The organism is Georgenia sp. X1117, assembly GCF_057784635.1.
The window spans coordinates 337084-360167 of sequence record NZ_CM173492.1; the positions used below are offsets into that span (position 1 = coordinate 337084).

At 71.6% G+C, this 23084-nt stretch carries 21 protein-coding genes and 1 pseudogene; 11 read left to right on the forward strand and 11 right to left on the reverse strand.

The window, feature by feature from the left end:
• Positions 1 to 28 precede the first annotated feature (28 nt).
• The 5 genes from cmtR to AC3D3D_RS01490 all read left to right on the forward strand — a co-directional run bounded on the left by cmtR (position 29) and on the right by AC3D3D_RS01490 (position 3909).
• The gene (cmtR, locus tag AC3D3D_RS01470) at positions 29 to 388 is read left to right on the forward strand and encodes a Cd(II)/Pb(II)-sensing metalloregulatory transcriptional regulator CmtR (RefSeq protein ID WP_463649311.1); all 360 of its coding nucleotides are present in this window, start codon (positions 29 to 31) and stop codon (positions 386 to 388) included.
• Positions 385 to 2292: a heavy metal translocating P-type ATPase gene (locus AC3D3D_RS01475; RefSeq protein WP_463649302.1), complete on the forward strand. Its 1908-nt coding sequence runs from the start codon at positions 385 to 387 to the stop codon at positions 2290 to 2292. The genes cmtR and AC3D3D_RS01475 overlap by 4 nt, the downstream gene beginning before the upstream one ends.
• Before the next feature lie 68 nt (positions 2293 to 2360).
• Positions 2361 to 2969, forward strand: a complete 609-nt coding sequence (locus AC3D3D_RS01480) for a cadmium resistance transporter (protein WP_463649301.1) — start codon at positions 2361 to 2363, stop codon at positions 2967 to 2969.
• A 97-nt stretch (positions 2970 to 3066) separates the two neighbouring features.
• Positions 3067 to 3591, forward strand: a complete 525-nt coding sequence (lspA, locus tag AC3D3D_RS01485; RefSeq protein ID WP_463649300.1) for a signal peptidase II — start codon at positions 3067 to 3069, stop codon at positions 3589 to 3591.
• A gap of 177 nt (positions 3592 to 3768) precedes the next feature.
• Positions 3769 to 3909, forward strand: coding sequence for a hypothetical protein (locus tag AC3D3D_RS01490; RefSeq protein WP_463662328.1), 141 nt, complete (start codon positions 3769 to 3771; stop codon positions 3907 to 3909).
• Between the two features lie 423 nt (positions 3910 to 4332).
• Here AC3D3D_RS01490 and trxA read toward each other — a convergent pair whose 3' ends face one another.
• The 6 genes and pseudogenes from trxA to AC3D3D_RS01520 form a co-directional block, all read right to left on the reverse strand.
• Positions 4333 to 4656, reverse strand: coding sequence for a thioredoxin (trxA, locus tag AC3D3D_RS01495; RefSeq protein ID WP_463662112.1), 324 nt, complete (start codon positions 4654 to 4656; stop codon positions 4333 to 4335).
• A gap of 10 nt (positions 4657 to 4666) precedes the next feature.
• The gene (gene trxB, locus AC3D3D_RS01500; RefSeq protein ID WP_425710278.1) at positions 4667 to 5659 is read right to left on the reverse strand and encodes a thioredoxin-disulfide reductase; all 993 of its coding nucleotides are present in this window, start codon (positions 5657 to 5659) and stop codon (positions 4667 to 4669) included.
• 5 nt (positions 5660 to 5664) lie between these two features.
• Positions 5665 to 6075 (reverse strand): arsenate reductase ArsC, encoded by a 411-nt coding sequence (locus AC3D3D_RS01505; protein WP_425710277.1) that lies wholly within the window; start codon positions 6073 to 6075, stop codon positions 5665 to 5667.
• A 37-nt stretch (positions 6076 to 6112) separates the two neighbouring features.
• Positions 6113 to 6490, reverse strand: coding sequence for an arsenate-mycothiol transferase ArsC (locus tag AC3D3D_RS01510; RefSeq protein ID WP_488512614.1), 378 nt, complete (start codon positions 6488 to 6490; stop codon positions 6113 to 6115).
• A gap of 159 nt (positions 6491 to 6649) precedes the next feature.
• Positions 6650 to 6778, reverse strand: a pseudogene (locus tag AC3D3D_RS01515) (ArsR family transcriptional regulator); the annotation flags it as partial.
• 68 nt (positions 6779 to 6846) lie between these two features.
• Complete coding sequence (locus AC3D3D_RS01520; protein ID WP_463662114.1) at positions 6847 to 7236, reverse strand: ArsR/SmtB family transcription factor; 390 nt, start codon at positions 7234 to 7236, stop codon at positions 6847 to 6849.
• 93 nt (positions 7237 to 7329) lie between these two features.
• On the opposite strand from AC3D3D_RS01520, the gene arsD reads away from it, so the two are divergent.
• The gene (gene arsD / locus AC3D3D_RS01525) at positions 7330 to 7731 is read left to right on the forward strand and encodes an arsenite efflux transporter metallochaperone ArsD (protein WP_425708799.1); all 402 of its coding nucleotides are present in this window, start codon (positions 7330 to 7332) and stop codon (positions 7729 to 7731) included.
• Positions 7732 to 7784: 53 nt separating this feature from the next.
• Entirely contained in the window at positions 7785 to 9578 is a 1794-nt protein-coding gene (arsA, locus tag AC3D3D_RS01530) for an arsenical pump-driving ATPase (RefSeq protein ID WP_463662115.1), read from the forward strand.
• A gap of 250 nt (positions 9579 to 9828) precedes the next feature.
• Here arsA and AC3D3D_RS01535 read toward each other — a convergent pair whose 3' ends face one another.
• Both AC3D3D_RS01535 and AC3D3D_RS01540 read right to left on the reverse strand, forming a co-directional pair.
• Positions 9829 to 10743, reverse strand: coding sequence for a DUF3626 domain-containing protein (locus AC3D3D_RS01535; RefSeq protein ID WP_463662116.1), 915 nt, complete (start codon positions 10741 to 10743; stop codon positions 9829 to 9831).
• The gene (locus tag AC3D3D_RS01540) at positions 10740 to 11330 is read right to left on the reverse strand and encodes a dienelactone hydrolase family protein (protein ID WP_463662117.1); all 591 of its coding nucleotides are present in this window, start codon (positions 11328 to 11330) and stop codon (positions 10740 to 10742) included. The genes AC3D3D_RS01535 and AC3D3D_RS01540 overlap by 4 nt, the downstream gene beginning before the upstream one ends.
• A 184-nt stretch (positions 11331 to 11514) precedes the next feature.
• Between AC3D3D_RS01540 and AC3D3D_RS01545 the strand changes: the two genes are divergently transcribed.
• The 4 genes from AC3D3D_RS01545 to AC3D3D_RS01560 all read left to right on the forward strand — a co-directional run bounded on the left by AC3D3D_RS01545 (position 11515) and on the right by AC3D3D_RS01560 (position 18066).
• On the forward strand, positions 11515 to 15186 hold the full coding sequence (locus AC3D3D_RS01545) for a PQQ-dependent sugar dehydrogenase (protein ID WP_463662118.1): 3672 nt from the start codon (positions 11515 to 11517) through the stop codon (positions 15184 to 15186).
• Between the two features lie 341 nt (positions 15187 to 15527).
• A complete protein-coding gene (locus AC3D3D_RS01550) occupies positions 15528 to 16946 on the forward strand; it encodes a hypothetical protein (RefSeq protein ID WP_463662119.1) in 1419 nt (472 codons plus the stop codon).
• Entirely contained in the window at positions 16835 to 17908 is a 1074-nt protein-coding gene (locus AC3D3D_RS01555) for an Hsp70 family protein (RefSeq protein WP_463662120.1), read from the forward strand. Before AC3D3D_RS01550 ends, AC3D3D_RS01555 begins: the two co-directional genes overlap by 112 nt.
• Positions 17848 to 18066, forward strand: coding sequence for a hypothetical protein (locus AC3D3D_RS01560; protein WP_463662121.1), 219 nt, complete (start codon positions 17848 to 17850; stop codon positions 18064 to 18066). The genes AC3D3D_RS01555 and AC3D3D_RS01560 overlap by 61 nt, the downstream gene beginning before the upstream one ends.
• A gap of 15 nt (positions 18067 to 18081) precedes the next feature.
• Here AC3D3D_RS01560 and AC3D3D_RS01565 read toward each other — a convergent pair whose 3' ends face one another.
• The 3 genes from AC3D3D_RS01565 to AC3D3D_RS01575 form a co-directional block, all read right to left on the reverse strand.
• Positions 18082 to 19812: a DUF2510 domain-containing protein gene (locus AC3D3D_RS01565; protein ID WP_463662122.1), complete on the reverse strand. Its 1731-nt coding sequence runs from the start codon at positions 19810 to 19812 to the stop codon at positions 18082 to 18084.
• A gap of 189 nt (positions 19813 to 20001) precedes the next feature.
• Positions 20002 to 21507: a hypothetical protein gene (locus AC3D3D_RS01570; protein WP_463662123.1), complete on the reverse strand. Its 1506-nt coding sequence runs from the start codon at positions 21505 to 21507 to the stop codon at positions 20002 to 20004.
• Positions 21508 to 21520: 13 nt separating this feature from the next.
• Positions 21521 to 23068 carry a DUF2510 domain-containing protein gene (locus AC3D3D_RS01575; RefSeq protein WP_463662124.1) on the reverse strand — a complete coding sequence of 516 codons (1548 nt, stop codon included), beginning with the start codon at positions 23066 to 23068 and terminating at the stop codon, positions 21521 to 21523.
• Between the last annotated feature and the right edge of the window lie 16 nt (positions 23069 to 23084).

Here is a 23084-nt window from a genome sequence, read left to right on the forward strand (position 1 = left end):
AGATCAGCGTGTGCTGTATGATCAGCGCATGCTGACTATTGCTTCGCGGTTGGACGTGATGAACCGGCTGGGCCGGGCGATGGCCGACCCCACCCGCTCCCGCATCCTCATGACCCTCCTCGAGGGCCCGAGCTATCCGGCGGTACTCGCCCGCGACCTGGGCCTGACCCGGTCGAACGTGTCGAACCACCTCACCTGCCTGCGGGACTGCGGCATCGTCGTCGCCGAGCCCGAAGGGCGCCAGACACGGTATGAGATCGCCGACCCGCACCTGGCCGCGGCGATGATCGCCCTGGTTGAGGTGACGCTGGCCGTCGATGAGAACGCGCCGTGCGTCGATGCCACCTGCACGGTGCCCGGCTGCTGCCCGAGCGGGACCGTGGCATGAGCGCGACCACCCACGCCCCCGTTGAGCAGCACGAGAGCGACGACGAGCACGAGGCCCCGTGGTGGGGTGACCGTGCCGTCCTAATCCCCATCGCCTCGGGGGCCGCGTTCGTCGCCGGGATGGCCTGTGAGTGGTCCGACGCCCCGACCGCGGCGCTGGTGCTGTTCTGGGTCGGCCTGCTGCTCGGGGCCTCCACGTTCGTCCCCGGTGCGCTGCGCAAGCTCGCTACCGGAAAGCTCGGCATCGCGCTACTGATGACGATGAGCGCCACCGGCGCGGTCCTCCTGGGGCACGTGGAGGAGGCCGCGGCCCTGGCCTTCCTCTACTCCATCGCCGAGGCCCTGGAAGACCGCGCCATGGACCGCGCGCGTGCCGGGCTGCGCGCACTGCTCAAGCTCGTGCCCCAGAGCGCCACCGTCCTCACCGACGGCCAGAGCGTGACCGTCCCGGCGCGAGACCTGGCCGCGGGGCAGGTCATGATGATCAGGCCCGGTGAGCGCATCGCCACCGACGGAATCATCCGTACCGGGCGCAGCAGCCTGGACACCTCGGCCATCACCGGTGAGTCCATCCCCGTCGAGGTCGGCCCGGGTGATGAGGTGTCCGCCGGGGCGATCAACACCACGGGAGTCCTGCAGGTCGAGGCGACCGCACCCGGCACCGACAACTCCCTGACCACGATCGTGAGCCTGGTCGAACGCGCCCAGGCCGAGAAGGGGCACCGCGCCCGGCTCGCCGACCGCATCGCCCGCCCGCTCGTACCCGGCGTCCTGCTCCTGGCCGTGCTCGTCGCCGTCATCGGCTCGCTTGCCGGTGACCCGCAGACCTGGATCACCCGCGCCCTGGTGGTGCTCGTGGCCGCCTCCCCGTGTGCGCTGGCGATCGCGGTGCCCATCACCGTGGTCTCCGCGGTCGGCTCGGCGAGCAAGTTCGGCGTCATCATCAAGAGCGGCGCCATCTTCGAACGCTTCGGCGACATCGGGCACGTCGCCTTCGACAAGACCGGGACCCTGACGGCCAACCGGCCCACCGTCACTGCCGTCGTCCCCACCACCGGCCTCACCGAGGAGCAGGTCCTGGCCTGGGCCGCCGCACTCGAGCAGCACAGCACCCACCCCCTCGCCACCGCCATCACCCAAGCCACCACCGCAACCCCTGCGGCCGCGGGTATCACCGAGCAAGCCGGTCACGGCATCCACGGCACCGTCGACGGCGCCGAGGTGCGGGTCGGCAGCCCCCGCTGGGTCGACCCCGGCGACCTTACCGACCCAGTGCGCGACCTGGAATCGCAGGGGATGACTGTCGTCGTCGTCCACCGCGACGGCACGGTCGCCGGGGCGATCGGGGTGCGCGACGAGCTGCGGCCCGAGGTCCCCCAGGTCATCAGCACCCTTACGGGCCGCGGCATCGGGGTCACGATGCTCACCGGGGACAACGAGCGCACCGCGCGTGCCCTCGCAGCGCGGGCCGGCATCAGTGACGTGCGCGCCGAGCTGCGCCCCGAAGGCAAGTCAGCCGCCGTGGACGAGCTCAGCGCCCGCCGGCCCACCGCGATGATCGGCGACGGCATCAATGACGCCCCGGCCCTTGCCGCAGCCCACGTAGGGATCGCCATGGGCGTCACCGGCTCCGACGCCGCCATCGAGTCCGCCGACATCGCCTTCACCGGCCAGGACCTGCGCCTCCTGCCCCAGGCCATCGCCCACGCCCGGCGCGGGCGGCGCATCGTCAACCAGAACATCGTCCTGTCGCTGCTCATCATCGCCGCCCTACCCCCGCTGGCCATCACCGGCGTCCTGGGCCTGGCCGCCGTCGTGCTCATCCACGAGGTCGCCGAGGTCCTGGTCATCCTCAACGGCCTGCGCGCCGCACGCACCCACCACGCCACCACGCCCGGACACTGACCCCCCGCCGCGGTCCACCCACCCTCGTCGTGCACCGGCGGCGGTCGGCCGCGCCCTGAAAGGCACCGATGGAACTGCTCACCCCGATCCTGCAGGCGGTCGGCCTGTTCGTGGCCACGAACATCGACGACATCATCATCCTGTCCCTCTTCTACGCCCGCGGCGCCGGCCAGCGGGGCACCACCCGCAAGATCCTCGCCGGCCAGTACCTCGGCTTCGGCGGCATCCTGCTGGCCGCCGTGCTCGTCTCCCTGGGAGCCCGCACCTTCCTGCCCGAGGCCGCACTGCCCTACTTCGGGCTCATCCCCCTGGCCCTGGGCCTGTACGCGGCCTGGCGAGTGTGGCGCAACCGCGACGAGGACGATGACGACGACGAGGCCAAGGTCGGTGACCGCCAGGTCGGCACACTAACCGTCGCGGCCGTCACCTTCGCCAACGGCGGGGACAACATCGGGGTCTACGTCCCCGTCTTCGCCACCGCCTCCACCACCGCGGTCATCGCCTACTGCGCCGTCTTCCTCGCCCTGGTCGGCCTCCTCGTGCTCGCCGCGCGGTACGTCGCCACCCGCCGGCCCATCGCCGAGGTCCTCGAACGCTGGGAGCACATCCTCTTCCCGCTGGTCCTCATCGGCCTGGGCGTCGTCATCCTCCTCGAGGGCGGTGCCTTCGGCCTATGAGAGCGCTGACGCTCGACGGATCGTTTGAAGGAGCAACCGTGAGCCCTCACGTGCAGGGAGTAGTAGCCGACGCGGCCCACACAAGAACGGCGTCCCCATGACCACACGGAACCTCGGCTCAGCGAGCAGCGGCACCCGGGCTCGGGCCACCCTCCTCCTCACCGTCGTGCTGCTGGCCGCGGTAGACCTGGCGGTGAAGGCATGGGCAGGTGGGGCACTGGCCGACGGCCACTCGGTAGACCTGGGACCCATCGAGCTTCGCCTCGGTTTCAACGCCGGAATGGCCTTCAGCCTCGGCGCCCAGCTGCCAGCCGGTGTCGTGCTCGCCACCACCGGGCTCATCATCGCCGCGGTGGCCGTTTTCGCCTGGCGTGCCACCCGCACCGAGACACGCTCAACGTGGCTGCCGCTGGCCGTCATCCTGGCAGGTGCGGTGGCAAACCTGATCGACCGTGCCACCGACGGCGTCGTCACCGACTACCTGCACACCGGCTGGTTCCCCACCTTCAACCTCGCTGACGTCTACATCACTGGTGGGGCCATAACCCTGATGGTGACAGCCCTCATCACCGGCGACAGGACCGAGAACCCGACGCCCGGGACGGACCACGGACGTCACTGAGCGGATCAACCAGTTGGAGCGGGAGAATCGTGAGTTGAAGCGGGCGAATGACATTCTTCGCACGGGGATTCATACGACAACGCGATGGCCGAGGCGTTCAACTCGCTGTTCAAAGGCGAGCTGATCGAGAATCCATACATGCGTGGTCGCGGCTGAAAGTCGATCAACGACGTCGAGATCGCGGTCGCCGAGTACGTCGACTGGTACAACCAGCGACGCCCCCACGGGGAGTTCGACCAGCGCCCGCCGGCCGAGGTCGAGCAGCTCCACCAGCCCAACGGCTACGATCGACCCATCGAGCTCGCCCGGGCTCGGTGACAGACACTGAAGCCTGCACCAAACCCGGGGCGCAACACCTGGCTGTTCCCGAGCATCCGCGCCGGGCGTCACCTGCATCCGAGCACCGTCCACACGCGTCTACGCGCACTCGGCATCGAGAGCCTCGCCGCGCGAACCCGCTCCATCCAAGACCTGGTGATGGAAGTCCCCGCACCGATCGTCGCCAAGCTCCTCGGCTACAGCGACCCCATCACGGCCAAGCACGCCGCGAGCGCTGCTGCCCCGCTCTCGCGCTACGTCAGCCGGCGCCTCTCCTCGAACCCTAAACCGGCGGCAGACTGCCGCGAATAATGCGGACGCGAACACTTGCCGCTACCGGTTGCCAGGTCAGCGTGCGTGTCGGAGGCTCCCCTCGTAGAAGCCGTCGGAAGGCGGTCGGGCGTACGTGTGGGCCTGGGTGGCTCAGAGGTACTCGGCGAGCTCCTCGAGGAACTGGGTCTTCGTCCGCGCACCGGTGAGGCTCTTGACGAGTTCGCCGCCCACGAACAGGTTGAATGTGGGGATGGAGGTGACGCCGTACCTGGTGACCGTCTCGGTGTTGGCGTCGGCGTCGACCTTGACGAACTGGGTCTTGTCGCCGTGCTCGGCGGCGAGCTCCTCGATGATCGGGGTCGTGCGGCGGCACGGGGCGCACCAGGTGGCCCAGATGTCGACCAGGACAGGCTTGTCGGAGCCGAGGACCGTGGCGTCGAAGGTGGCGTCGGTGATGTCGGGAACGCTGCTCATGTCGGTCCTCTCAGTGGGTGAGCGCGAGCTCGGAGGCAGTGGGCTCGGGGGTGAGCACCGGAAGGTTGGCGAGATAGCGCGCGGCGTCCAGCGCTGCGGAGCAGCCGGTGCCCGCGGCCGTGATCGCCTGTCGGTAGGTGTGGTCGACCGCGTCCCCGCACGCGAAGACGCCGGGGATGTTGGTGGTGGTCGTGGGCGCGGCCGTGAGGATGTAGCCCTCGTCGTCGAGCTCGATCTGGCCGTCGAGGACGGCTGTGCGGGGGTCGTGACCGATGGCGACGAACAGGCCGGTGACGGGCAGGTCGCGGGTCTGGCCAGTCGCTGTGTCACGGAGGGTGAGTCCTGAGACCTTGTCCTGACCGTGGATCTCGGTGACCTCGCTGTTCCAGACCAGCTGGATCTTGTCGTTCGCCAGGGCGCGGTCCGCCATGATCTTCGATGCGCGGAGGCTGTCGCGGCGGTGGATGAGGTAGACCTTGTCGGCGAACTTCGTCAGGAAGGTGGCCTCCTCCACGGCGCTGTCACCGCCGCCCACGACGGCGATCTCCTGGCCGCGGAAGAAGAACCCGTCGCAGGTCGCGCACCAGGACACTCCGCGGCCGGTCAGCCGCTCCTCGTCGTCGAGCCCGAGTTTTCGGTAGGCCGAGCCGTTGGCGAGGATCACGGACCGCGCGCGGTAGGTGGCCTCGTCGGTGGTGACGGTCTTGACCGCCCCCGTGAGGTCGACTGCGGTGGCAGTGGCGAACACTACCTCGGCCCCGAACTTCTCGGCCTGGATCTGCATCTTGTCCATGAGGTCGGGTCCCATGATCCCGTCGGGGAATCCGGGGAAGTTCTCGACCTCGGTGGTGTTCATCAGGGCGCCACCGGCGTCGAGCTCGCCGGCGATGACCAGCGGGCGCAGCTCGGCGCGGGCCGCGTAGATGGCTGCTGTGTAGCCGGCAGGGCCGGAGCCGATGATGATGACGTCGCGGACGTCCGCCGTAGCGGCAGCTGTGGTCACGGGGATCACGCCTTGACGGGCAGGAGCTCGGCGAGGAGAACCTCCACGCGGCCGCGGATCTCGTCGCGGATCGGGCGCACGGCGTCGATCCCCTGGCCCGCCGGGTCGGCCAGGGGCCAGTCCTCGTAACGCACGCCCGGGAAGAACGGGCACTCATCCCCGCAACCCATGGTGATCACCACGTCGGAGGACTGGACCTCGTCGGCCTGCAGGACCCTCGGACGCGCGGTGGTGATGTCGATACCCTCCTCGCGCATCGCCTCCACGGCGACGGGGTTGATCTGCTCCGCCGGCATGGTGCCGGCCGACCGGACCTCGACCCGGCCGTCAGACAGGGCGCTCATGTATCCGGCGGCCATCTGGGACCGCCCGGCGTTGTGGACGCAGACGAACATGACGCTGGGCTGCTTGCTCATGTGGTGACTTCCTTGGGGTGGCTGGACGTGCTGACAGTCAGGCTGGATCGAGGACCTGGGCCAGGCTCGTGACCCGGTGAGCGAGATCGTCATAGGCCGCCTCGAAGGCTTCGTTCGATCCCGTGCCGACGGGCTCCGGGACGGACCAGTGGATGTCGATCGGGAGGTCGAGCTCCTCGTGCGCCCGGTCGCAGACGCTGACGATGAAGTCATCCGGGGCATGTACTGCGTCGATGTGCTTCGGGGTGGTCGACGGCATGTGCAAGCCGTGCCGGTCGGCGGTGGCGACCGCGGACGGGTTGATCCGATCGGCCGGGTGCGTGCCGGCCGAAGCCGCCGGCACTGCGCTCGCCCGCCGCCACAGGGCAGCCGCGAGGTGAGAACGGGCGGAGTTGTGGGTGCAGACGAACAGCACGCGTGGGACCACACGGGCCGGCCGGAGCGATAGGACGTCGAGCGCGCCAGGGACGAGCTGGACGTAGCTCCTTCTGCGATCGCCCTCGGACCTCTTCCGCGCGAGGATGCCCGCGCGCTCGAGGACCGCCAGGTGGTGCGCCACCAGGTTGGACGGCATGCCGATGCTTCGTGCGAGCTCGGAGGGCGCGGCATCCCCCAGGGTCAGTGTGTCGACGATCCGTAACCGGGCGGCGTCGGCAAGAGCAGAGTGGAGCCCCACCCTCTGCGAAAGCGCCTCAGTATCCATTGAGTCAATGATGGCTGAGATGGTTGGGTGCAGTCAAGTGGTACGCGTCCGGGGCCAGGCGCTGCGCGTCAGGAGCTGGGCTCACCAGGCAACGCGTGGTTCGCAGCGTCACTCAGGGCGGCACCGAGCTCGCGCAGCGCTCCGGGCAGAAGGCGGTAGTGCACCCAGGTACCTCGGCGTTCCCCCTCGATCAGCCCGGCCTCACGAAGGACCTTCAAGTGGTGGGAGACGGTCGACTGGCTCAGCCCGAGCGGCTCGGTCAGGTCACAGACGCAGGCGCTGTCCCCAGGATGTCCGCCGATACTGGCAAGGAGACGCAACCTGGTCGGGTCACCAAGGGCCTTGAACGCCCTGCTCAGGGCGGCCACTTCCTCGACTACTACGTGCTCACGCACCACTACCGGGCAGCAGTCGTCGGCCGCGGCGAGCGGAGCAGCCAACGTCATCGGGTTCGTCATGCTCCCAGTATGGCCCGTGAATCGACAGCGGTCGATCTAAGGGTTTACGCTCGTCCTTGCATCGATCAATCTCGATCCATCTAGGGAGTCATCATGAGCACCATCGAGGTCTACGAGTCGGCCATGTGCTGCAGCACGGGCGTGTGCGGTCCTGACGTCCCGCAGGAGCTGGTGAACTTCTCGGCCGATGTGGACTGGCTCAAGAACCAGGGAGCCACCGTGAACCGCTTCAACCTCGGCAGCGAGGCACAGGCCTTCGCCGAGAATCCCCAGGTCCTGCAGTTCCTCAAGGTCTCCGGCTCCGAGCAGCTCCCGCTCGTGCTCGTGGACGGCACCGTCGCACGGACGGGCGCCTACCCCGCCCGTGCAGAGCTCGCCCGCTGGGCCGGCATCGAGGACGACGAGACCGCCGCTCCGGCGCCCAGCGGGCGGCCCGAGCTGTCGATGGTCCCGGCCAGCGGCGGCTGCTGCGGCGGCGGATCCACCGGCTGCTGAACCGCCGTCCCTCGCTGCCCCGACACTCGACCAGAGCTCCTGAAAGGCTTCTAATGATCCCGACCTTCCTCACCGACGCCCCCCGCTACCTGTTCCTCACCGGCAAGGGCGGCGTCGGCAAGACGTCGATCGCTTGTGCCAGTGCGATGCACCTCGCCCGGGCCGGACGGTCGGTGCTCCTGGTGAGCACCGACCCAGCCTCCAACGTGAGTCAGGTGTTCGACACGGCGATCGGCAACACGATCACCGAGATCGCCGCCGTACCCGGCCTGTCCGCGCTCGAGATCGACCCCGAGGAGGCCGCGACCACCTACCGGGAGAGCATCGTCGGGCCCGTGAGGGGCATCTTGCCCGAGCCCGAGGTCGATCTCATCGAGGAACAGCTCTCGGGGGCGTGCACCACCGAGATCGCTTCGTTCAACGAGTTCACCGGCCTGCTCACCGACACGCAGACCACCGCCGCGTTCGACCACGTCGTGTTCGATACCGCCCCGACCGGCCACACGATCCGCCTGCTTCAGCTTCCCGGGTCATGGACGGACTACCTCGACGAGGGCAAGGGGGATGCGTCGTGCCTGGGGCCGCTCTCCGGCCTTGAGCGCCAACGCTCGACCTACGCCGAAGCCGTCGACGCTCTCGGAGACCCGGCACGCACCCGTCTCGTGCTCGTCGCCAGGCCGCAGACCGGCGCTGTCACCGAGATCGCGAGAACCCACGGGGAGCTTGCCGAGCTCGGTCTGCGTCAGCAGCACGTCGTCGTCAACGCTGTGCTGCCGCCCCCGGGCGACGGCGACGTGCTGGCACGCGCCGTCCACGACCGCGAACAGGCCGTGCTGAACGACCTGCCCAAGGCGCTGCGCGGCCTCCCGACCGATCTCCTTCCGCTCAGGGCCGACAACATGGTCGGCCTCGACGCGCTCACCAGACTTTTCGACGAGGCCAGTACCAGCCGCGAGGCACCCATCGAGGAGGCCCCGACCGGACTTCCTGCCGGCACCGACGACCTCGAAACCCTCGTCGACGAGCTCGCGCAGCAGGACCATGGCCTGCTCATGTTCATGGGCAAGGGCGGGGTCGGCAAAACCACCATCGCCTCGGCCGTCGCCGTCGCCCTCGCCGAACGGGGGCACGACGTCCACCTCACCACGACCGATCCGGCCGCCCACCTGGCTGACACCCTCGACGAGGCGGTGGACGGGCTTCAGGTCTCGCGCATCGACCCGGACGAGGCCACGCGCACGTACCGTGAGACGGTGCTCCGGAACCGTGGTGCGGCGCTCGACGAGGCCGGCCGGGCCGCGCTCGAGGAGGACCTGCGTTCGCCGTGCACCGAAGAGATCGCCGTCTTCCAGGCCTTCTCCCGGGCCGTCAACGAAGCGCGCCGGCGCTTCGTCGTCATGGACACCGCCCCCACCGGGCACACCCTCCTCCTGCTCGACGCGACCGGCTCCTACCACCGCGACGTCGTACGCCAGATGGGCGACAGCAACAACGTCATCACCCCGATGATGCGCCTCCAGGACCCCGAGCACACCAAGGTCGTTGTGATCACGCTTCCTGAGACCACACCGGTTCTCGAAGCGACGCACCTGCAGGACGATCTGCGGCGCGCGGGCATCGAGCCATGGGGATGGGTCGTCAACAACTCCCTCACCGCCGCACAGACCACCAACGCCCTGCTCCTCAAGCGCGCAGGCAACGAACGCGCAGAGCTGGAGCAGGTCCTTGCCACCGCCGAGCGGTGCGCCGTCCTGCCGCTCCTCCCAGCCGAGCCCATCGGTATCGCCGGACTTCGCGAACTCAGCCAGCGCGATCGAACCGTCGAGATGGTGCCCACGTCGGCGTGACGTGTCCAGGAGCGACGCCCGGCGGGCCAGGCCGGGCGTCGCTCGGACGAAACACGAGCCGGCGATAGCCACTCCCCCGTGCGCGTTTCGCGACCGAGGACCTACGGGCCGCCGACCACCGTCACCCCACGTCCCCTGGTTCGACTCGCTGTCGCTGTCGCTGTCGCTGTCGCTGCCCGCCTCCGCCAGCACCTCGAAAGGTGACTCGACGTCGCCGCGCCAGGCCCCGATGCCTGTCCTGTTCGCAGTGTCAGAACAGAGAACCCGGCACGTCTCGATACGCAGGGGTGCCAATAGACGAGGGTGCGGCGCCGCCACCCCCTCCCTCGCGATGGTCCGGGTCACCAGCCCTGCCGAACCTCGCCAGGCAGTGCCACAGGTGCTTGAGCACCGGCGGCTCGAACCGCTGCTCCCGCGCCGCGTCACCGAGCATCGCCGGCGTGAGCGGTCCGCCCAGCGACCGCGCCGCCTCGACGACGTGCGCACCCCGATAGCCGGCCTCGAGCTGATCCGCCGTCGCCTGGAATCCGGCGTGCACCTCGATCGCACATCCCAGCCCGCGCGCCTGCTCCTCGACGTGCGTCCCGAGGAAGCTCGGGTCCAGGACGACGGCCGCGACGTCGGCCGCGAACCGGACCGGACCGTGCACGTGCGCCTCGACGTAGTCGTCCAGGTCGTCGAACCCCGCCCGGTCGGCCTCCGCACAGAGCGCGGCCAGCCCGTCGGGCCCGACCACCCCCGTGGGCCCGTAGGTCGAGTCAGGGAAGCAGAACGTTGTTCTGCTCAGCACCCCGGGTCGTAGCCGGACGTAGGACGAACCGAACCGGATCGCGCCGCCGTACGGATCGCCACCCCGGTTCCACGCCCCGTACACGGGACGCCGCTCCCCCGGGCCGGCGTCGTAGCGGCCGTCGAAGAGCCGACTCTCCCAGCGCCAGCGGTCGCCGCCCGGGTGCGCCGTGAGCCCACCGTTGGAGGTCCCGGTGACGAACTGCGAGCGGTAGCGGCCGTCCCGGGCCATCGCGCCAAGAACGGTGGTCGCGCCGTGCGGGTGCTCGGGGTGGAACTGCAGCGTGACCGCAGGGACCTCGGCTGCCGCGGGATGCACCGCGGCTCCACCGTCCAGCACCACCGCACCGTCCTCCGGCTGCCGCACCCGGCTCACCCGATGCGGTCGAGGAAGGCGAGTGCCCGCTCGACGACGAGGTCCGTCGCCCCCGCGTCGAACGTCTCCAGCGAGGAGTCCGTGAACAGGTGGACGCCTCCCGGATAGGTGTAGAGCTCGCCGACCGGGCCGGCGGCGGCGACGATCTCTCTGGCGGAGTCGATGTCCCCCTCGCCCGCGAAGAAGGGGTCGGCATCCATGCCGTGGATCTGGACGGGCACGCCGTCGGGCCAGGGTCCGGTCGCCCACTCGCCCGAGATCGGCAGCGCACCCTCGAGGAACAGGGCGCCGCCCGCTCCCCCGAGCTGCTGCAGCAGGCGCTGGGCCACCAGGACGCCGAGCGAGATGCCGGCGTGCACCACGGGTCCAGCCATCGCGTCGACCGTCCGGGCGCCGCACGCGAGGACCTCGTCCTCGCCGAGCGCGGAGAAGGCGGCGAACCCCTCCTCGATGCTGCTGAAGGTGCGGCCGTCGAACAGGTCGGGCGTGACGACGTCATGGCGACCTCCCCCGGTGAGCCGCTCGGCGAGCTCGCGCACGCCGGGCGTCAGCCCGCGCACGTGATGGAACAGGACGACTCCGGCCATGACGACTCCCCCTCGAGGACGCATCGACGCCCCGAGGCTACGGCCCCGTACCCACATCCACCCACACGGCCCGGAGATCACCTCCCCACGCCCCGATGTCATCCCCGAGGAGGAGGCCCCCACCGCACCGCTCCCCTAGCATCGAACCTGCCAGGTAAGCGCTTTCCAACGAAGGAGCGTGACAATGAGGTCAACGAGGCATCCCAGACAGCACGCCCGCCGGTCGCCGGTGACGGCAGGGGCTGCGGGGCTCGCCCTGGGCGTCACCCTCGCAGTGACTCCGGCGGCATGGGCGGACGACCCGGTCGGCGACCCGCTCGAGAACCCCCTGCCCGACCCGAACCTGTCGACCCTGGGCATCGAGGTCGAGGAGCTCGTCCAGCTCCCGGAGTCCTCCCCCACGCCCGAACCGACGGACGAACGGCTCATCCGCCACAACCGGATCACCCATCTCGACGAGGTGCCTGACGGATCCGGGCGCCTCATGGTCGTCGACATGAACGAGATCCTCTACATGGTCGACCGCCGGACGGGCGAGTACGTCGACTACCTCAACGTGCGCGACCAGTTCGCGGACAACTTCCACAACCACGCCGGCCTCGGCACCGGCTTCGGCTTCGCCGAGTTCCACCCCGACTTCGCCGAGAACGGGATCTTCTACACCGTCCACACCGAGGGGGGAAGCGCTCTCACGGAGGACGAGCCCGACTTCCCGGGCTACGGCGAGACCCAGTTCCACAGCGTCATCACCGAGTGGACCGCCACCGACCCGGCGGCCGAGACCTTCGAGGGCACCAGCCGCGAGGTCATGCGCGTCCCCTTCGCCGGACGGGTGCACACCGTGCAGCAGATCGCCTTCAACCCCACGGTCGAGGCCGGCGACCCGGACCACGGCATGCTCTACATCCTCGTCGGGGACGGCGGCAACGGCGTCGACAACGGCAACCCGCAGGACCTCACCACCCCGCAGGGCACGATCTTCCGCATCGACCCGCTCGGCGACGACAGCCCGAACGGCCAGTACGGCATCCCGGCGGACAACCCCTTCGTCGACTCCGACGTCGAGGGCGCGCTCGGTGAGATCTACGCCGTCGGCATGCGCGACCCGCACCGCATCAGCTGGGACACCGCAGGGGACCACGCCCTGTACCTCGGGCACATCGGTGAGTGGCAGGTCGAGTCGATCTACGAGGTCGAACCGGGCGACAACTTCGGCTGGTCCGAGCGCGAGGGCTCCTTCCTCGCCCACGACCGCCAGATCTACCCCCTGCCCGACGACGACGCCGGCTTCACCTACCCGGTCGCCGCCTACGACCACAACCGCGATCCCGGCCAGACCGGGGACGCCGGCGTGGCGGTCAACGGCGGGTTCGTCTACCGCGGCTCGATCCCCGAGCTCCAGGGCCGCTACCTGTTCACGGACCTCGTGCGCGGCTGGGTCCTCTCGACGGACGCCGAGCAGATGCAGCGCAACGACGGCGACATCGAGGACCTCGCGCCCATCGAGGAGCTGCGGGTCTTCCACGAGGGCGTCGAGACGACCTTCGCCGAGCTCGTCGGCGACACGCGCGTCGACCTGCGTTTCGGTGCCGACGCCGACGGCGAGCTCTACCTCGTCTCCAAGGCCGACGGCCGTATCTGGGTCGTCACCGGTGCACGCGAGGTCCCCGCGACCAACGTGCTGCCCGAGCTCGCCCGCAACGTCGTCGCGCACTACACCTTCGACGCGCCCCTGGCCGAGGACCCCACCTGGGAGTCGGACCTGGGTCGGTCCGGCACGCCCATCGAGCTCGTCAACGGGGGCGAGCTGCAGCGGGTCGCCGACCCCGCCTACCCGGGCGCCGGCCGCGCGCTGCAGACCCAGCAGCTGAGCCCGACCGAGGAGTCGAACGACGACTGGAAGGCCGGCGTCTACGACCCCGAGGGCGTGGCGTCGCTCGACGCCTTCGCCGACGCGGGCCAGATCAGCATCATGGGCTGGTTCAAGCCCACCGGCGACCATCCCGCGCCCAACTCCCGGTCGACCGACCCGGACGACGTGTTCAACGCCGTCGGGCTGGCCGGGGTCCTGTCCGGGAACTCCGACGGTCACGGCGTGCGCGCACTCCTGGAGGTCATCCAGGTCGACGCCGAGCTCCGGCTCGTCGCGCTCGGCCGCCGCGCGGACGACGGCAGCTCGTGGACCTTCGCCGCCGACGAGCCCTGGGACGAGATCCTCGTCCGCGACGAGTGGGTGCACCTGGCCGCGACCTTCGACTACGAGGCCGGCGAGATGCGGCTGTTCATGAACGGCGAGGAGCTCGCCGGCGAGTACACCGCCGAGAACCCCTGGGGCGAGGGCCGCACGTCGGACACCGACCCCGCAGGGATCAAGATCGGTGGCAGCTACCCGCAGAACTCCGCCGAGCAGAACCCCTTCCACGGCCGGATGGACGACCTCGTCCTCCTCGACAGCGCGCTGACGCCGGAGCAGGTCGCCGCGCAGTACGCGGCCTACGGGGCCGAGCCGGTCGAGCCGCCCCCGACGCCGGAGTGCTCCTTCGACGAGTCGGTCACCGACCTCATGGACGAGGAGGACTGGACGCCCCGGACCCCGGAGCTGTGGGACTTCCCCGGCGACCAGATCTCGCTCGTCGAGCCCGGCACCGACCCCGGTGACGGGATCCGCCGCCCCTTCGAGTACGCCGTGCTCGCGGAGGGTGACCCCGTCGGCTCGGTCCAGATCGAGGCCGAGGTCAGGCTCGACACGCCGTCGTCGGTGAACAACCGCGACGTCATCCTCGTGTTCGGCCACCGCTCGGACACGGAGTACTACTACGCGCACCTCTCGCAGGACAACACGATCTACGCGCACAACGGCATCTTCCGGGTGGACGGCGCCGACCGGGAACGGATCGACGACCAGTGGGACGAGGAGGCCTCCGTGGGTGCGCCACCGGCGATCACCGACGAGGAGTGGCACGACGTGCGCCTCGTGCACTGCGCCGAGACCGGGCAGATCGCCGTCTGGGTCGACGGCAACGAGCGGCCGCTGATGACGGCGACCGACGACACCTTCGTCTCCGGGCGCATCGGCTTCGGGTCCTTCGACAACACGGGCAGCATGCGTGAGCTCGTCGTCTCGACCCTGGCCGGTGAGGACCCAGGGCCTGACCCGGAGGAGCCGGAGCTTCCGGCGCCGGGTCGTGGGTTCTTCCTCAACGACGGCTGGGACGCGCGGGCGGATCACGTGTTCGCCTACGGGCGTTCCGGTGACGAGGTGCTCGTCGGTGACTGGGACGGGGATGGTTCGGACACCCTGGCCGTGCGTCGGGGGAACCGGTACTTCCTGGGCAACACCCTCGTCGGCGGTAACGCGGACGTCGAGCTCGGCTTCGGCCGCGCCTCCGACACCGTGCTCGTGGGTGACTGGGACGGCGACGGCGTCGACACCTTCGCCGTCCGTCGTGGTGACGCCTACTTCCTCACCAACACCCACGAGGGTGGCGACGCGGAGGTCGAGCTGAACTACGGCCGCGACTCCGACGAGGTGCTGGTCGGTGACTACGACGGCGACGGCGCGGACTCCTTCACCGTGCGCCGCGGGAACCGGTATTTCATCGCCAACTCGCTGACCGGTGGCAACGCGGATTCTGAGCTCGGCTACGGCCGCGCCTCGGACGACGTGGTGGTCGGTGACTGGGACGGCGACGGGTCGGACTCCTTCGCGGTGCGCCGCGGCAACCTCTACCTCGTGTCGAACAGCCTGACGTCGACGCGTGCGGAGATCGAGCAGCGCTACGGCCGGGCCTCGGACGAGGTTGTCGTCGGCGACTGGAACGGCGACGGCACCGACACCCTCGGCATCCGCCGCTGACCGATCTGGAGGTGCCGACCCGCCACCACCCCTGTGGTGAGTGAGCACTTTCCTGCCTGACCAATGAGCACGGCCCGGTCCAGAGGGACCGGGCCGTGCTCACTCGTCGGACCATTCTCGGCTCACTCGCCAGACCAACGTTCGCTCGGCGGGTTCAGGTTTCAGTGCAACACGGATCGCCAGGGAGGCGTCGTGGTCAGTGCTGGTACCGGTTCCAGGATCAAGGGCGGACGAACTCATCGGCCACGTCGGGCAGACGGGCCGGGCCCGGCTCGCTTACCGTAAGGACGTCGCCGTACGCGGGAGACTCCCGCGCACCGTGACCGAGGAGGAGATCGGGCATGTGGCCGTTCAGGCGATCGGGCGCCGACCGACGTGACACGACCGCCCGGCCGTCCGGCCCCCGCACAGGCAGCGGGTCCGAGGAGCTCGACCGCCTCGGCCTCCACCTGCGGGCGGGCATCGACCTCGCCGACCTGCGCGCGGCCACCACCGGCGACGACCTCTACCCCGCCCTCCTGCTGGGCTACGGCCCCGGGGACCGCGACCGCCCGGTCACCGAGCTGGTCACCGGCAACGCCGCGCTCGCCGACGACACCGACGGCACGGCCGTCGCCGCCGCGCTGCGGGCCACGCTCGCCACCGCGGAGGACGCCGTGGGGAGCAGCGGCTGGGTCGGCGACGTGGCGGCCGAGTACGACCCGGAGACCGCGAGCGGAGAGGTGACCGTCGAGCTCGGCGGCACCCCCCTGAGCGTGCCCGTCGACGGGCGCGACCTCTCCCCCGTCTACGACGCGCTGCTCGCCCAGCTCCTCGCGCCCGGCGTCGTGTCGATCCCCGTCATGCGACGCACCGCGGACCCCGACGGCGGCGCGGACTACCGCCGACTCCTCGTCGCACGCGAGCACGCCCAGGCGGCGCGCGCGACCGCCGTCGCCCTCGTCCGGGCCGATCCGCCCGCGCGCCGCAGCACCTCGACGACCACCTCCGAGGCCCCCGAGGGGGACCTGGCCGACGAGACCACTCGGACCGAGGGGGACCTGGCCGACGAGATCTCCCGGCCCGACGACGCCGCCACCGCCTCCCCCGCGCCGGCCTCCTCCCCCACGACTTCCGCCGAGCCGGCCCCACCTGCTACGGCCTCCCCTGCCACAGACACTCCTGCCGCGGCCTCCCCGGCGACCGCAGGCGCCACGCCCGCCCGCGCCTCGTCCCCCACCACCCGACCGCCCGTGCAGGTGCGGCGACGGGTCGCCGCCCTCGTCGAGGCGGGCCTCAAGATGGACCCGCGGCTGTCGGTCGACCAGGTCGCCGCCGCCGTGCGGCCCGTCCCCGACGACGCCGACTGGGACCCCTACCTCGACGCGGTCGTCGAGCACCCCGTGCGCGGCCGCATCCCCGCGTGGGCGAACGTCTTCCGGTTCCCGCCCGACGACACGATGGCCGACTCGTCCGACGACTGGATCGGCGTCGTCGGCGAGGTGGCGCGCTCCGCCGGGTCCTGGGACCGGCTCAGCGACGTGCGCGTGGACTACGAGAGCACCGACGAGCTCCCGGCAGGGATCGACCTCGAGCTCGGGGGCCGGCGGATCCGGGTGGAGGCCGACGTGTGGGGTGCCCTCATCGATCTCGTCGCCGTCGCGCGGCTGTGCGAGGCCCTCACGCCGAAGGGACGGGCCGCCGTGCACCTGCCCAACCACGCGGCCTGGGTGCAGCCCGACCGCTCCGCCGCACTGTCCCGCCTCATCGGCGAGTACTGACCACCGGCGCGTCGCCCCACCGGGCCCGGCCCGACGTCTCCGCCACGACTCCGGTCGACCTCGACGGACGATCCGTCCCGGTCCTCGACCTGCTCGAGTCCTTCCTCACGGCCCTGCGCACCGAGCTGGCCACGCGCTCCTCGCTCGCCCCCGAGCTCGAGGCCGCCGACGGGTCGCCCACGCCCCACCACCCGCTCACCGCGGCGATCGGCGTCCCGGCCCACGCGCACACCGCCCAGCGCTTCCTCACCCTCGAGGCGTTCCGCCGGGCGGGGTTCGACGTCGTCGCCGTGCTCAACGAGCCCTCCGCGGCCGGCTTCGAGTACACCCACCGGCAGACCCGCACGATCTCCGGGCGCCGCAGCCGCGTCGTCGTCTACGACCTGGGCGGTGGCACCTTCGACGCCTCCGTGGTCACCGTCGACGGCACGAGCCACGAGGTGCTGGCCTCGGCGGGCCGCAACGACGTCGGCGGCGACGACCTCGACCTCGTCCTCGCCACGATGGCGGCAGAGGCCGTGGGCGCCGATCTCGGCTCGATGCCCGCCCGGGGCGCGGACCGGCTCCTCGAGCAGGCGCGCGTCGCCAAGGAGGCGGTCCGCCCGCAGACCCGGCGGCTCCCGCTCGAGGTCGAGGGCCGGGAGGTCGACGTCCGCGTCGACGACTTCTACGACGCCGCCGCGCCGGTCCTGGACGCCACCGTCGAGACGATGGCCCCGCTGGTGGGCGGCACCGACGACTCCGCGCCGGGCCTGAGCGAGGTCGCCGGCATCTACCTCGTCGGCGGGGCGACCGGGCTCCCGCTCGTGCCGCGGCTGCTGCGCCGGCACTTCGGCCGCCGGGTGCACCGCTCGCCCTACCCCTCGGCCTCGACGGCGAGGGGCACCCGCGCGGGGACATCGTGCCCTTCGGGCAGGTCACCTTCCCGTTCGCCGCCGAGCTGGCCGACGCCGACGACCTGACCTCGCGGGCGGTGCGGCGCACCGGAACCGGCCCGCGCATCACCGAGGAGTACCGGGTCGACCGGCACGGCCTCGTCGAGGTCGTGCTCGCCAACGAGGACAGCGGGCTGACGCGGACCTACCGCCTCGGCGCGCTCGGCGGCCTCGCGGGCGACTGACGTCCGCGGCGCCGGCTACCGGTCGTTGTAGGTCACCGACATGTCGCCGCCACGATCGCGCCAGGTCCCCACGACCACGAGGAACGGCGAGGAGCCCGAGGTCTCCACGTAGGAGTCGAGGCTGTTCATCTGGCTGCCGATGTCCGACGGGGCGAGGGACGTGCCGTCGTCGTTGTCGTCGACCGGATCACCGTTCGGGTCCCAGCTCATGAGGCGGGGGTCCACCCCGGACGGGGAGACCGTGTGCACCGAACCGCTGCCGGCGCCGGGCTCCACCGCGACGATCGCGACGTCGTTGGCGGGCACGCTGACGTCGACCGGTGACCCGCTCGTCAGGGTCCCGACCAGGCCCGTGCGGTACTCCAGCGGGACGGACCCGCCGTTGTTGCGCCAGTCGGTGACCTGGATCGTGTACTCGCCCGGTTCGAGCACCAGGCCGGCGGCGGCGTCGAGTCCCGAGCCGGACCCGAGGGACTCCAGCACCGAGCGGCCGCCCTGCCCCACGTCGTCGACGTCGACGGAGACACCGGGCCCGCTGATGGCGATCTGCGGGTCGGTGGCGCCCTCGGCGGCCACCACGAGGAAGCCGGTGCGCTCCTCGACCGTGATCGTGCCTTCCCAAGCGCCGTCCGCGGGAACCTGCACGGTCCCCGACTCCGGGACCTCGGCGCCGGTGGAGTCGACGAAGCTGAGCCCGCCCTCGACGGTCGTGGTCCCGCCGCCTCCGGTGCCTCCGCCGCCACCGCCGCCGGTCCCGGCCTGCTCGTCGTCGTCGCCGGCGAAGAAGAGGAAGTAGGAGCCCACCCCGAGGGCGGCCACCACCACGACGCCGATGACGGCCAGGATCGCCGGCGAGACGCCGGAACGCTTCTGGGGGCCGGTGTATCCGGTGCCGTACTGCTGGGGCGGCGGGCCGCCGGCGCTCGGGGGCGAGCCGGCCCACGCCGGCCCCTGCCCGTAGGCGTCGACCCCGCCGGAGGCGTAGCCGCCGGCGCCCGCCGCGGGGTAGTCGCCGTAGACGCCGGCCGCCATGGGTGCGGTGTGGCCCGAGCCGGCGACCGGACCGGTCGAGGACGGCGAGCCCGCGCCGGGAAGGTTGTAGAAGCCGGGACCGGTCTGGCCCGCCCAGCTGGTCTCGGGAGAGGAGCCCGCGGACCAGCCGCTCGCCTGCGGGGACTGCTGCCCGGGGCCGTAGCCAGGTGCGGAGGGGGCCGAGGGAGGCATGGGCCCGTAGCCCGGCGCGGAAGGCGCCGAGGGAGGCATCTGCCCCTGGCCCGGCGCCGGGGCCATGGGCCCGTACCCGGGGGCGGAGGGGGCCGACGGAGGCATCGGGCCGTACCCGGGCGCGGAGGGGGCTGACGGTGTCATCGGCCCGTAGCCCGGCGCGGAGGGGGCCGACTGCGGCATCTGCCCGTACCCCGGCGCCGAGGGGGCCGACGGCGGCATCTGCCCGTACCCGGGAGCGGAGGGGGCCGACGGTGTCTGGGCGCCCCAGGCGCCGCCGTTCGCGGGTGCGCCCGGGTCCTTCGCGGGGGCCACTCCCTCGGGACGCATCCCCTGCGCCTGGAGCACCGAGGAGGGGGCGACGGTGTGGTCCACCGGCGGGGCAGGGTCCTCCGCACCGTGGACGTCGTACTCGGAGTCCTCGGCGTCGTACTGCTCGTCGGTCCAGGTGACCCCGTCCCAGTACCGGATCTTTCCGTCCTCCCAGGGGTCGGAATACCAGCCGGCTTCGACGGTGCTCAACAGATCCTCCGAGGGACGGGCGGGGGGACGGGAACGCAGCGGCTCGCCGTCAGGTCTCGTCCGAGGGTAGCCACGACCGCGGGCGGATCGAGGCATTCCGGGCGGGGAGGGGGACCCGTCCGGACGAGGATCACATCGTCACGAACCTGCCCGACCCCACCCACGGGCGTCCGTCGACCGCCCAGCCGGTCAGTCGACCGACACGTCGAGGGTGACGTCGCCGCCCCGGCCGGCGTAGGTGTAGACGACGATGACGTAGTCCCCCGCGCCCCGGGACACGGTCAGTCCCGAGTCGAGGCCGCTGGGGAGGTCGCCGGTGAAGCTCGACGAGCTGCCCCAGTCGTCGTTGGTCTCGATCTCGCCGTCCGGCCCGACGACCTGCAGGTACGGGTCCGTGGAGTCACCGGTGAGCGTGACGGTGAGGTCCTCGTCCTCGTCGTCGAGCGTGACCGAGTACAGCTCGGCGCCCTGCGGCTCGACGGCGACGTCGACCTGCTCGCCGGCAGCGACCTCACCGGTCCCCGTGATGACGACGAGCTCGAAGGCGCTGGCGTGATCGTCCTCCTCGGTGATGACCATCTCGTAGTCGCCGGGCTCGAGCACGAGAAGCCCGGCGGGGTCGTCCGAGTAGGGGAAGCCGCTGAAGCCGAAGAAGGAGAACTCGTCACCGGAGTCGGTCAGCTCCTCGGAGACGCCCTCGCCCTCGATGCTCACCGTCAGGTCGCGCAGGTCCGGCGAGAAGGCACCCACGGCGACGACGGAGCGCTCCGTGACCCGCAGGGTCGAGGTGTACTGGCCGGCCGCGGGAAAGGCGCCGTTGAGCCGTGCGCCGAGGTCGTTGCCGGCGGTGTCGACGACGTAGGCGCTGCCCGAGACGTCGCCGTCGCCGCCTGCTGAGCCGCCCTGCCCGGGCTGCGGCGGGCTCGTCGTGCCGGGGTCCGTGGTCCCGGGATCCGAGGGTGCGGTCGTGGTCGGTGCCGGCGTCGTCGCGTCGGTCGTGCCGTCGTCGCCCAGCCAGCCGATGAGGAAGTAGGCGCCGGCGCCGAGCACGACGACGCCGAGGATGACGAGGACGGCGATGAGCGGTCCGCGTCCCTGCCCTCCCGAGGGCGCACCGCCCGGTCCGGCGGGGCCGTGCGGTGCGGCGGGTGCGTAGGGGCCGGCGGGTCCCTGGGCGCCGGCGCCGTACCCGTAGCTGCCGCGCGGGGCACCGACGCCGGGCACGGGCGCGCCGTAGCTCGCCCCGGACACCTCCGGTCCGGAGGCCGGGGCGGACCACGGCATGGTCGCGGGGTCCTGACCGCCGTAGGGGTCGATCCCGCCCGATCGGTAGGCACCCGCACCGACCGGGGCGTAGCCGTCGTAGCCGCCGTCGGGGACCTGGACGGGGTAGGTGCCGGTCGTCGTCTCGGCGGACTCGGCCACCTCGTCCTCGGCCCAGTGGCCGGCGACGACGTGCTCCCCCGTCGGGACCGGGCTCGCCGACCCCGCGTAGGACATCGCCTCGGCACCGCCGTACCCGGGCGCCGCGTCCTGCTGCGGCGCGCCCTGGTCGCCCCTGCGCCGCCCGGCGGCGGGGCGCCGGACGGTGCGCTCGACCTCCTCCTCGGCCGCGATGTCGGACAGTGGGTCGTGCGCACCGGGGAGCGCGCCGCCGGAGTGGTCCGGGTGCTGCCGGGGGCGAGGGTCTTCCATCCGGGGGCGGCCCTCAGTTGGGGTGGATGCTGACGACGGCGTCGGTCGGGTCACCCCAGTAGGTGCTGCCGACGATCACGCTGTCGCCCACCGGCATCGACGGGACGTCGACCGAGGCGTCCAGCGGGTTGCGCGGCTCGTGGTCGGCCGGCGCGTCGTCGTTCTCGTGGACGTAGAGCTCGGGGTCGATGACGTGGATGACCGTGTCCTCGTCGCCGTGGATGCCTGCCCTCAGCGGCGTCTCCTCACCGACGTGGAGGATGAAGACCGAGGGCCGTCCCTCCTCGATCGTCACCGCCGTGTCCGAGGGGACGCCGACGACCAGCGAACCGGAGTGGACCTCCATGACCACCTGGGAGGCGTCGCCGAAGTACTCGTCGACCGTGAACTCGTACTCCCCCGCGTCCATCACCCAGGCGCCGGCCGGGTCGAGCGGGGACTGGTAGAAGCCGAAGACGTCGAGCAGGCCGTTGGAGTCGTCGCCGGTGTACTCCTGCTCCTCGTTCGCGGCGCGGAAGCGCAGGTCCTCGCCGTCGGGCGAGTGTCCGCCGAAGATGACGGCCGCGCGCTCGTCGAGGCGCAGCGTGACCGTGAGGGTCTCGTCCTCGGCGATCGCGGACTCGAACCGGGTCCCGAGCACCTCACCGTCGGCGTCGACGAAGGTCGCCGCGCCGGTCTCGCCGTTGCCGACGATCTCGCCCGGCTCGAGGCTCGGCTCCTCCGTGGTCGGCTCCTCGGTGGTGGGCTCCTCCGTGGTCGGCTCCTCGGTGGTCGGGTCCTCCGTGGGCTCGTCGGTGACGGGCTCCTCGGTGGTGGGCTGCTCCTCGGGCGGCGGGAGGGTGGGGGCCGCGCTGGGAGTGGCGGGGTCGGTGGTCGCGGCGGTGGTGTCCTCGTCGTCGCCGGCCACCGCGTCGTAGACGAAGTAGCCGCCGACAGCGACCACGGCGAGGCCGAGGATCGCCAGGACGGCGATGAGGGCGGGGTTGCGGCGCTTCTCGGGCTGCTGCCCGCCGGGACCGCCGGGTCCACCGGGGCCACCCGGGCCGTACCCGCCAGGTCCGCCGTAGCCGGCGCCGGCCGCTCCGCCGTAGCCGGGGCCGCCCGGGCCGTAGGCACCGGGTGAGCCGGCGACGGGAGGGCTGCCCGCCGCGGTGTGCCCGGACGCGGCATACCCGGCGGCGGCCGCTCCTCCGTACTGCGGGGTGCCGCCGTACGCGGGGCCACCGTGCTGCGGCCCACCGTGCTGCGGACCGCCCTGCTGGGGGCCACCGGCACCCTGGGCGGACATCATCGCGGTCGCATCGGTGCCGCCGCTGTCCGCGGCGGAAGGGGCGTGCTCCGGGCTCTGGCCGTAGAGGGATCCGGTGGCCGCCGCGCCCTGGGAGGCCTGCGGGTCCTGCGCCGGCAGCACGCCGGTGGCGGCCTCCGACCCGGACGGCACGGTGCCGGCGTCCGGGGTCGAGCCGCGCTCGGCCGAACGGTCGGTCCACGTCGACCCGTCCCAGAATCGGATCCGGGACTCGTCGTAGGGGTCGGTGTACCAGCCGGGCTGCACGCTCATGAACGGCATGCTAATG

Excerpts from the sequence above, each read along its gene's own strand:
- trxA (WP_463662112.1), bottom strand. The coding sequence starts at position 4,656 with ATGAGCAGCGTTCCCGACATCACCGACGCCACCTTCGACGCCACGGTC.
- AC3D3D_RS01545 (WP_463662118.1), top strand. The coding sequence starts at position 11,515 with ATGAGGTCAACGAGGCATCCCAGACAGCACGCCCGCCGGTCGCCGGTG.
- AC3D3D_RS01505 (WP_425710277.1), bottom strand. The coding sequence starts at position 6,075 with ATGAGCAAGCAGCCCAGCGTCATGTTCGTCTGCGTCCACAACGCCGGG.
- AC3D3D_RS01475 (WP_463649302.1), top strand. The coding sequence starts at position 385 with ATGAGCGCGACCACCCACGCCCCCGTTGAGCAGCACGAGAGCGACGAC.
- arsA (WP_463662115.1), top strand. The coding sequence starts at position 7,785 with ATGATCCCGACCTTCCTCACCGACGCCCCCCGCTACCTGTTCCTCACC.
- AC3D3D_RS01575 (WP_463662124.1), bottom strand. The coding sequence starts at position 23,068 with ATGAGCGTGCAGCCCGGCTGGTACACCGACCCCTACGACGAGTCCCGG.
- arsD (WP_425708799.1), top strand. The coding sequence starts at position 7,330 with ATGAGCACCATCGAGGTCTACGAGTCGGCCATGTGCTGCAGCACGGGC.
- cmtR (WP_463649311.1), top strand. The coding sequence starts at position 29 with ATGCTGACTATTGCTTCGCGGTTGGACGTGATGAACCGGCTGGGCCGG.
- AC3D3D_RS01570 (WP_463662123.1), bottom strand. The coding sequence starts at position 21,507 with ATGGAAGACCCTCGCCCCCGGCAGCACCCGGACCACTCCGGCGGCGCG.
- lspA (WP_463649300.1), top strand. The coding sequence starts at position 3,067 with ATGACCACACGGAACCTCGGCTCAGCGAGCAGCGGCACCCGGGCTCGG.
- AC3D3D_RS01550 (WP_463662119.1), top strand. The coding sequence starts at position 15,528 with ATGTGGCCGTTCAGGCGATCGGGCGCCGACCGACGTGACACGACCGCC.
- AC3D3D_RS01520 (WP_463662114.1), bottom strand. The coding sequence starts at position 7,236 with ATGACGAACCCGATGACGTTGGCTGCTCCGCTCGCCGCGGCCGACGAC.
- AC3D3D_RS01480 (WP_463649301.1), top strand. The coding sequence starts at position 2,361 with ATGGAACTGCTCACCCCGATCCTGCAGGCGGTCGGCCTGTTCGTGGCC.
- AC3D3D_RS01540 (WP_463662117.1), bottom strand. The coding sequence starts at position 11,330 with ATGGCCGGAGTCGTCCTGTTCCATCACGTGCGCGGGCTGACGCCCGGC.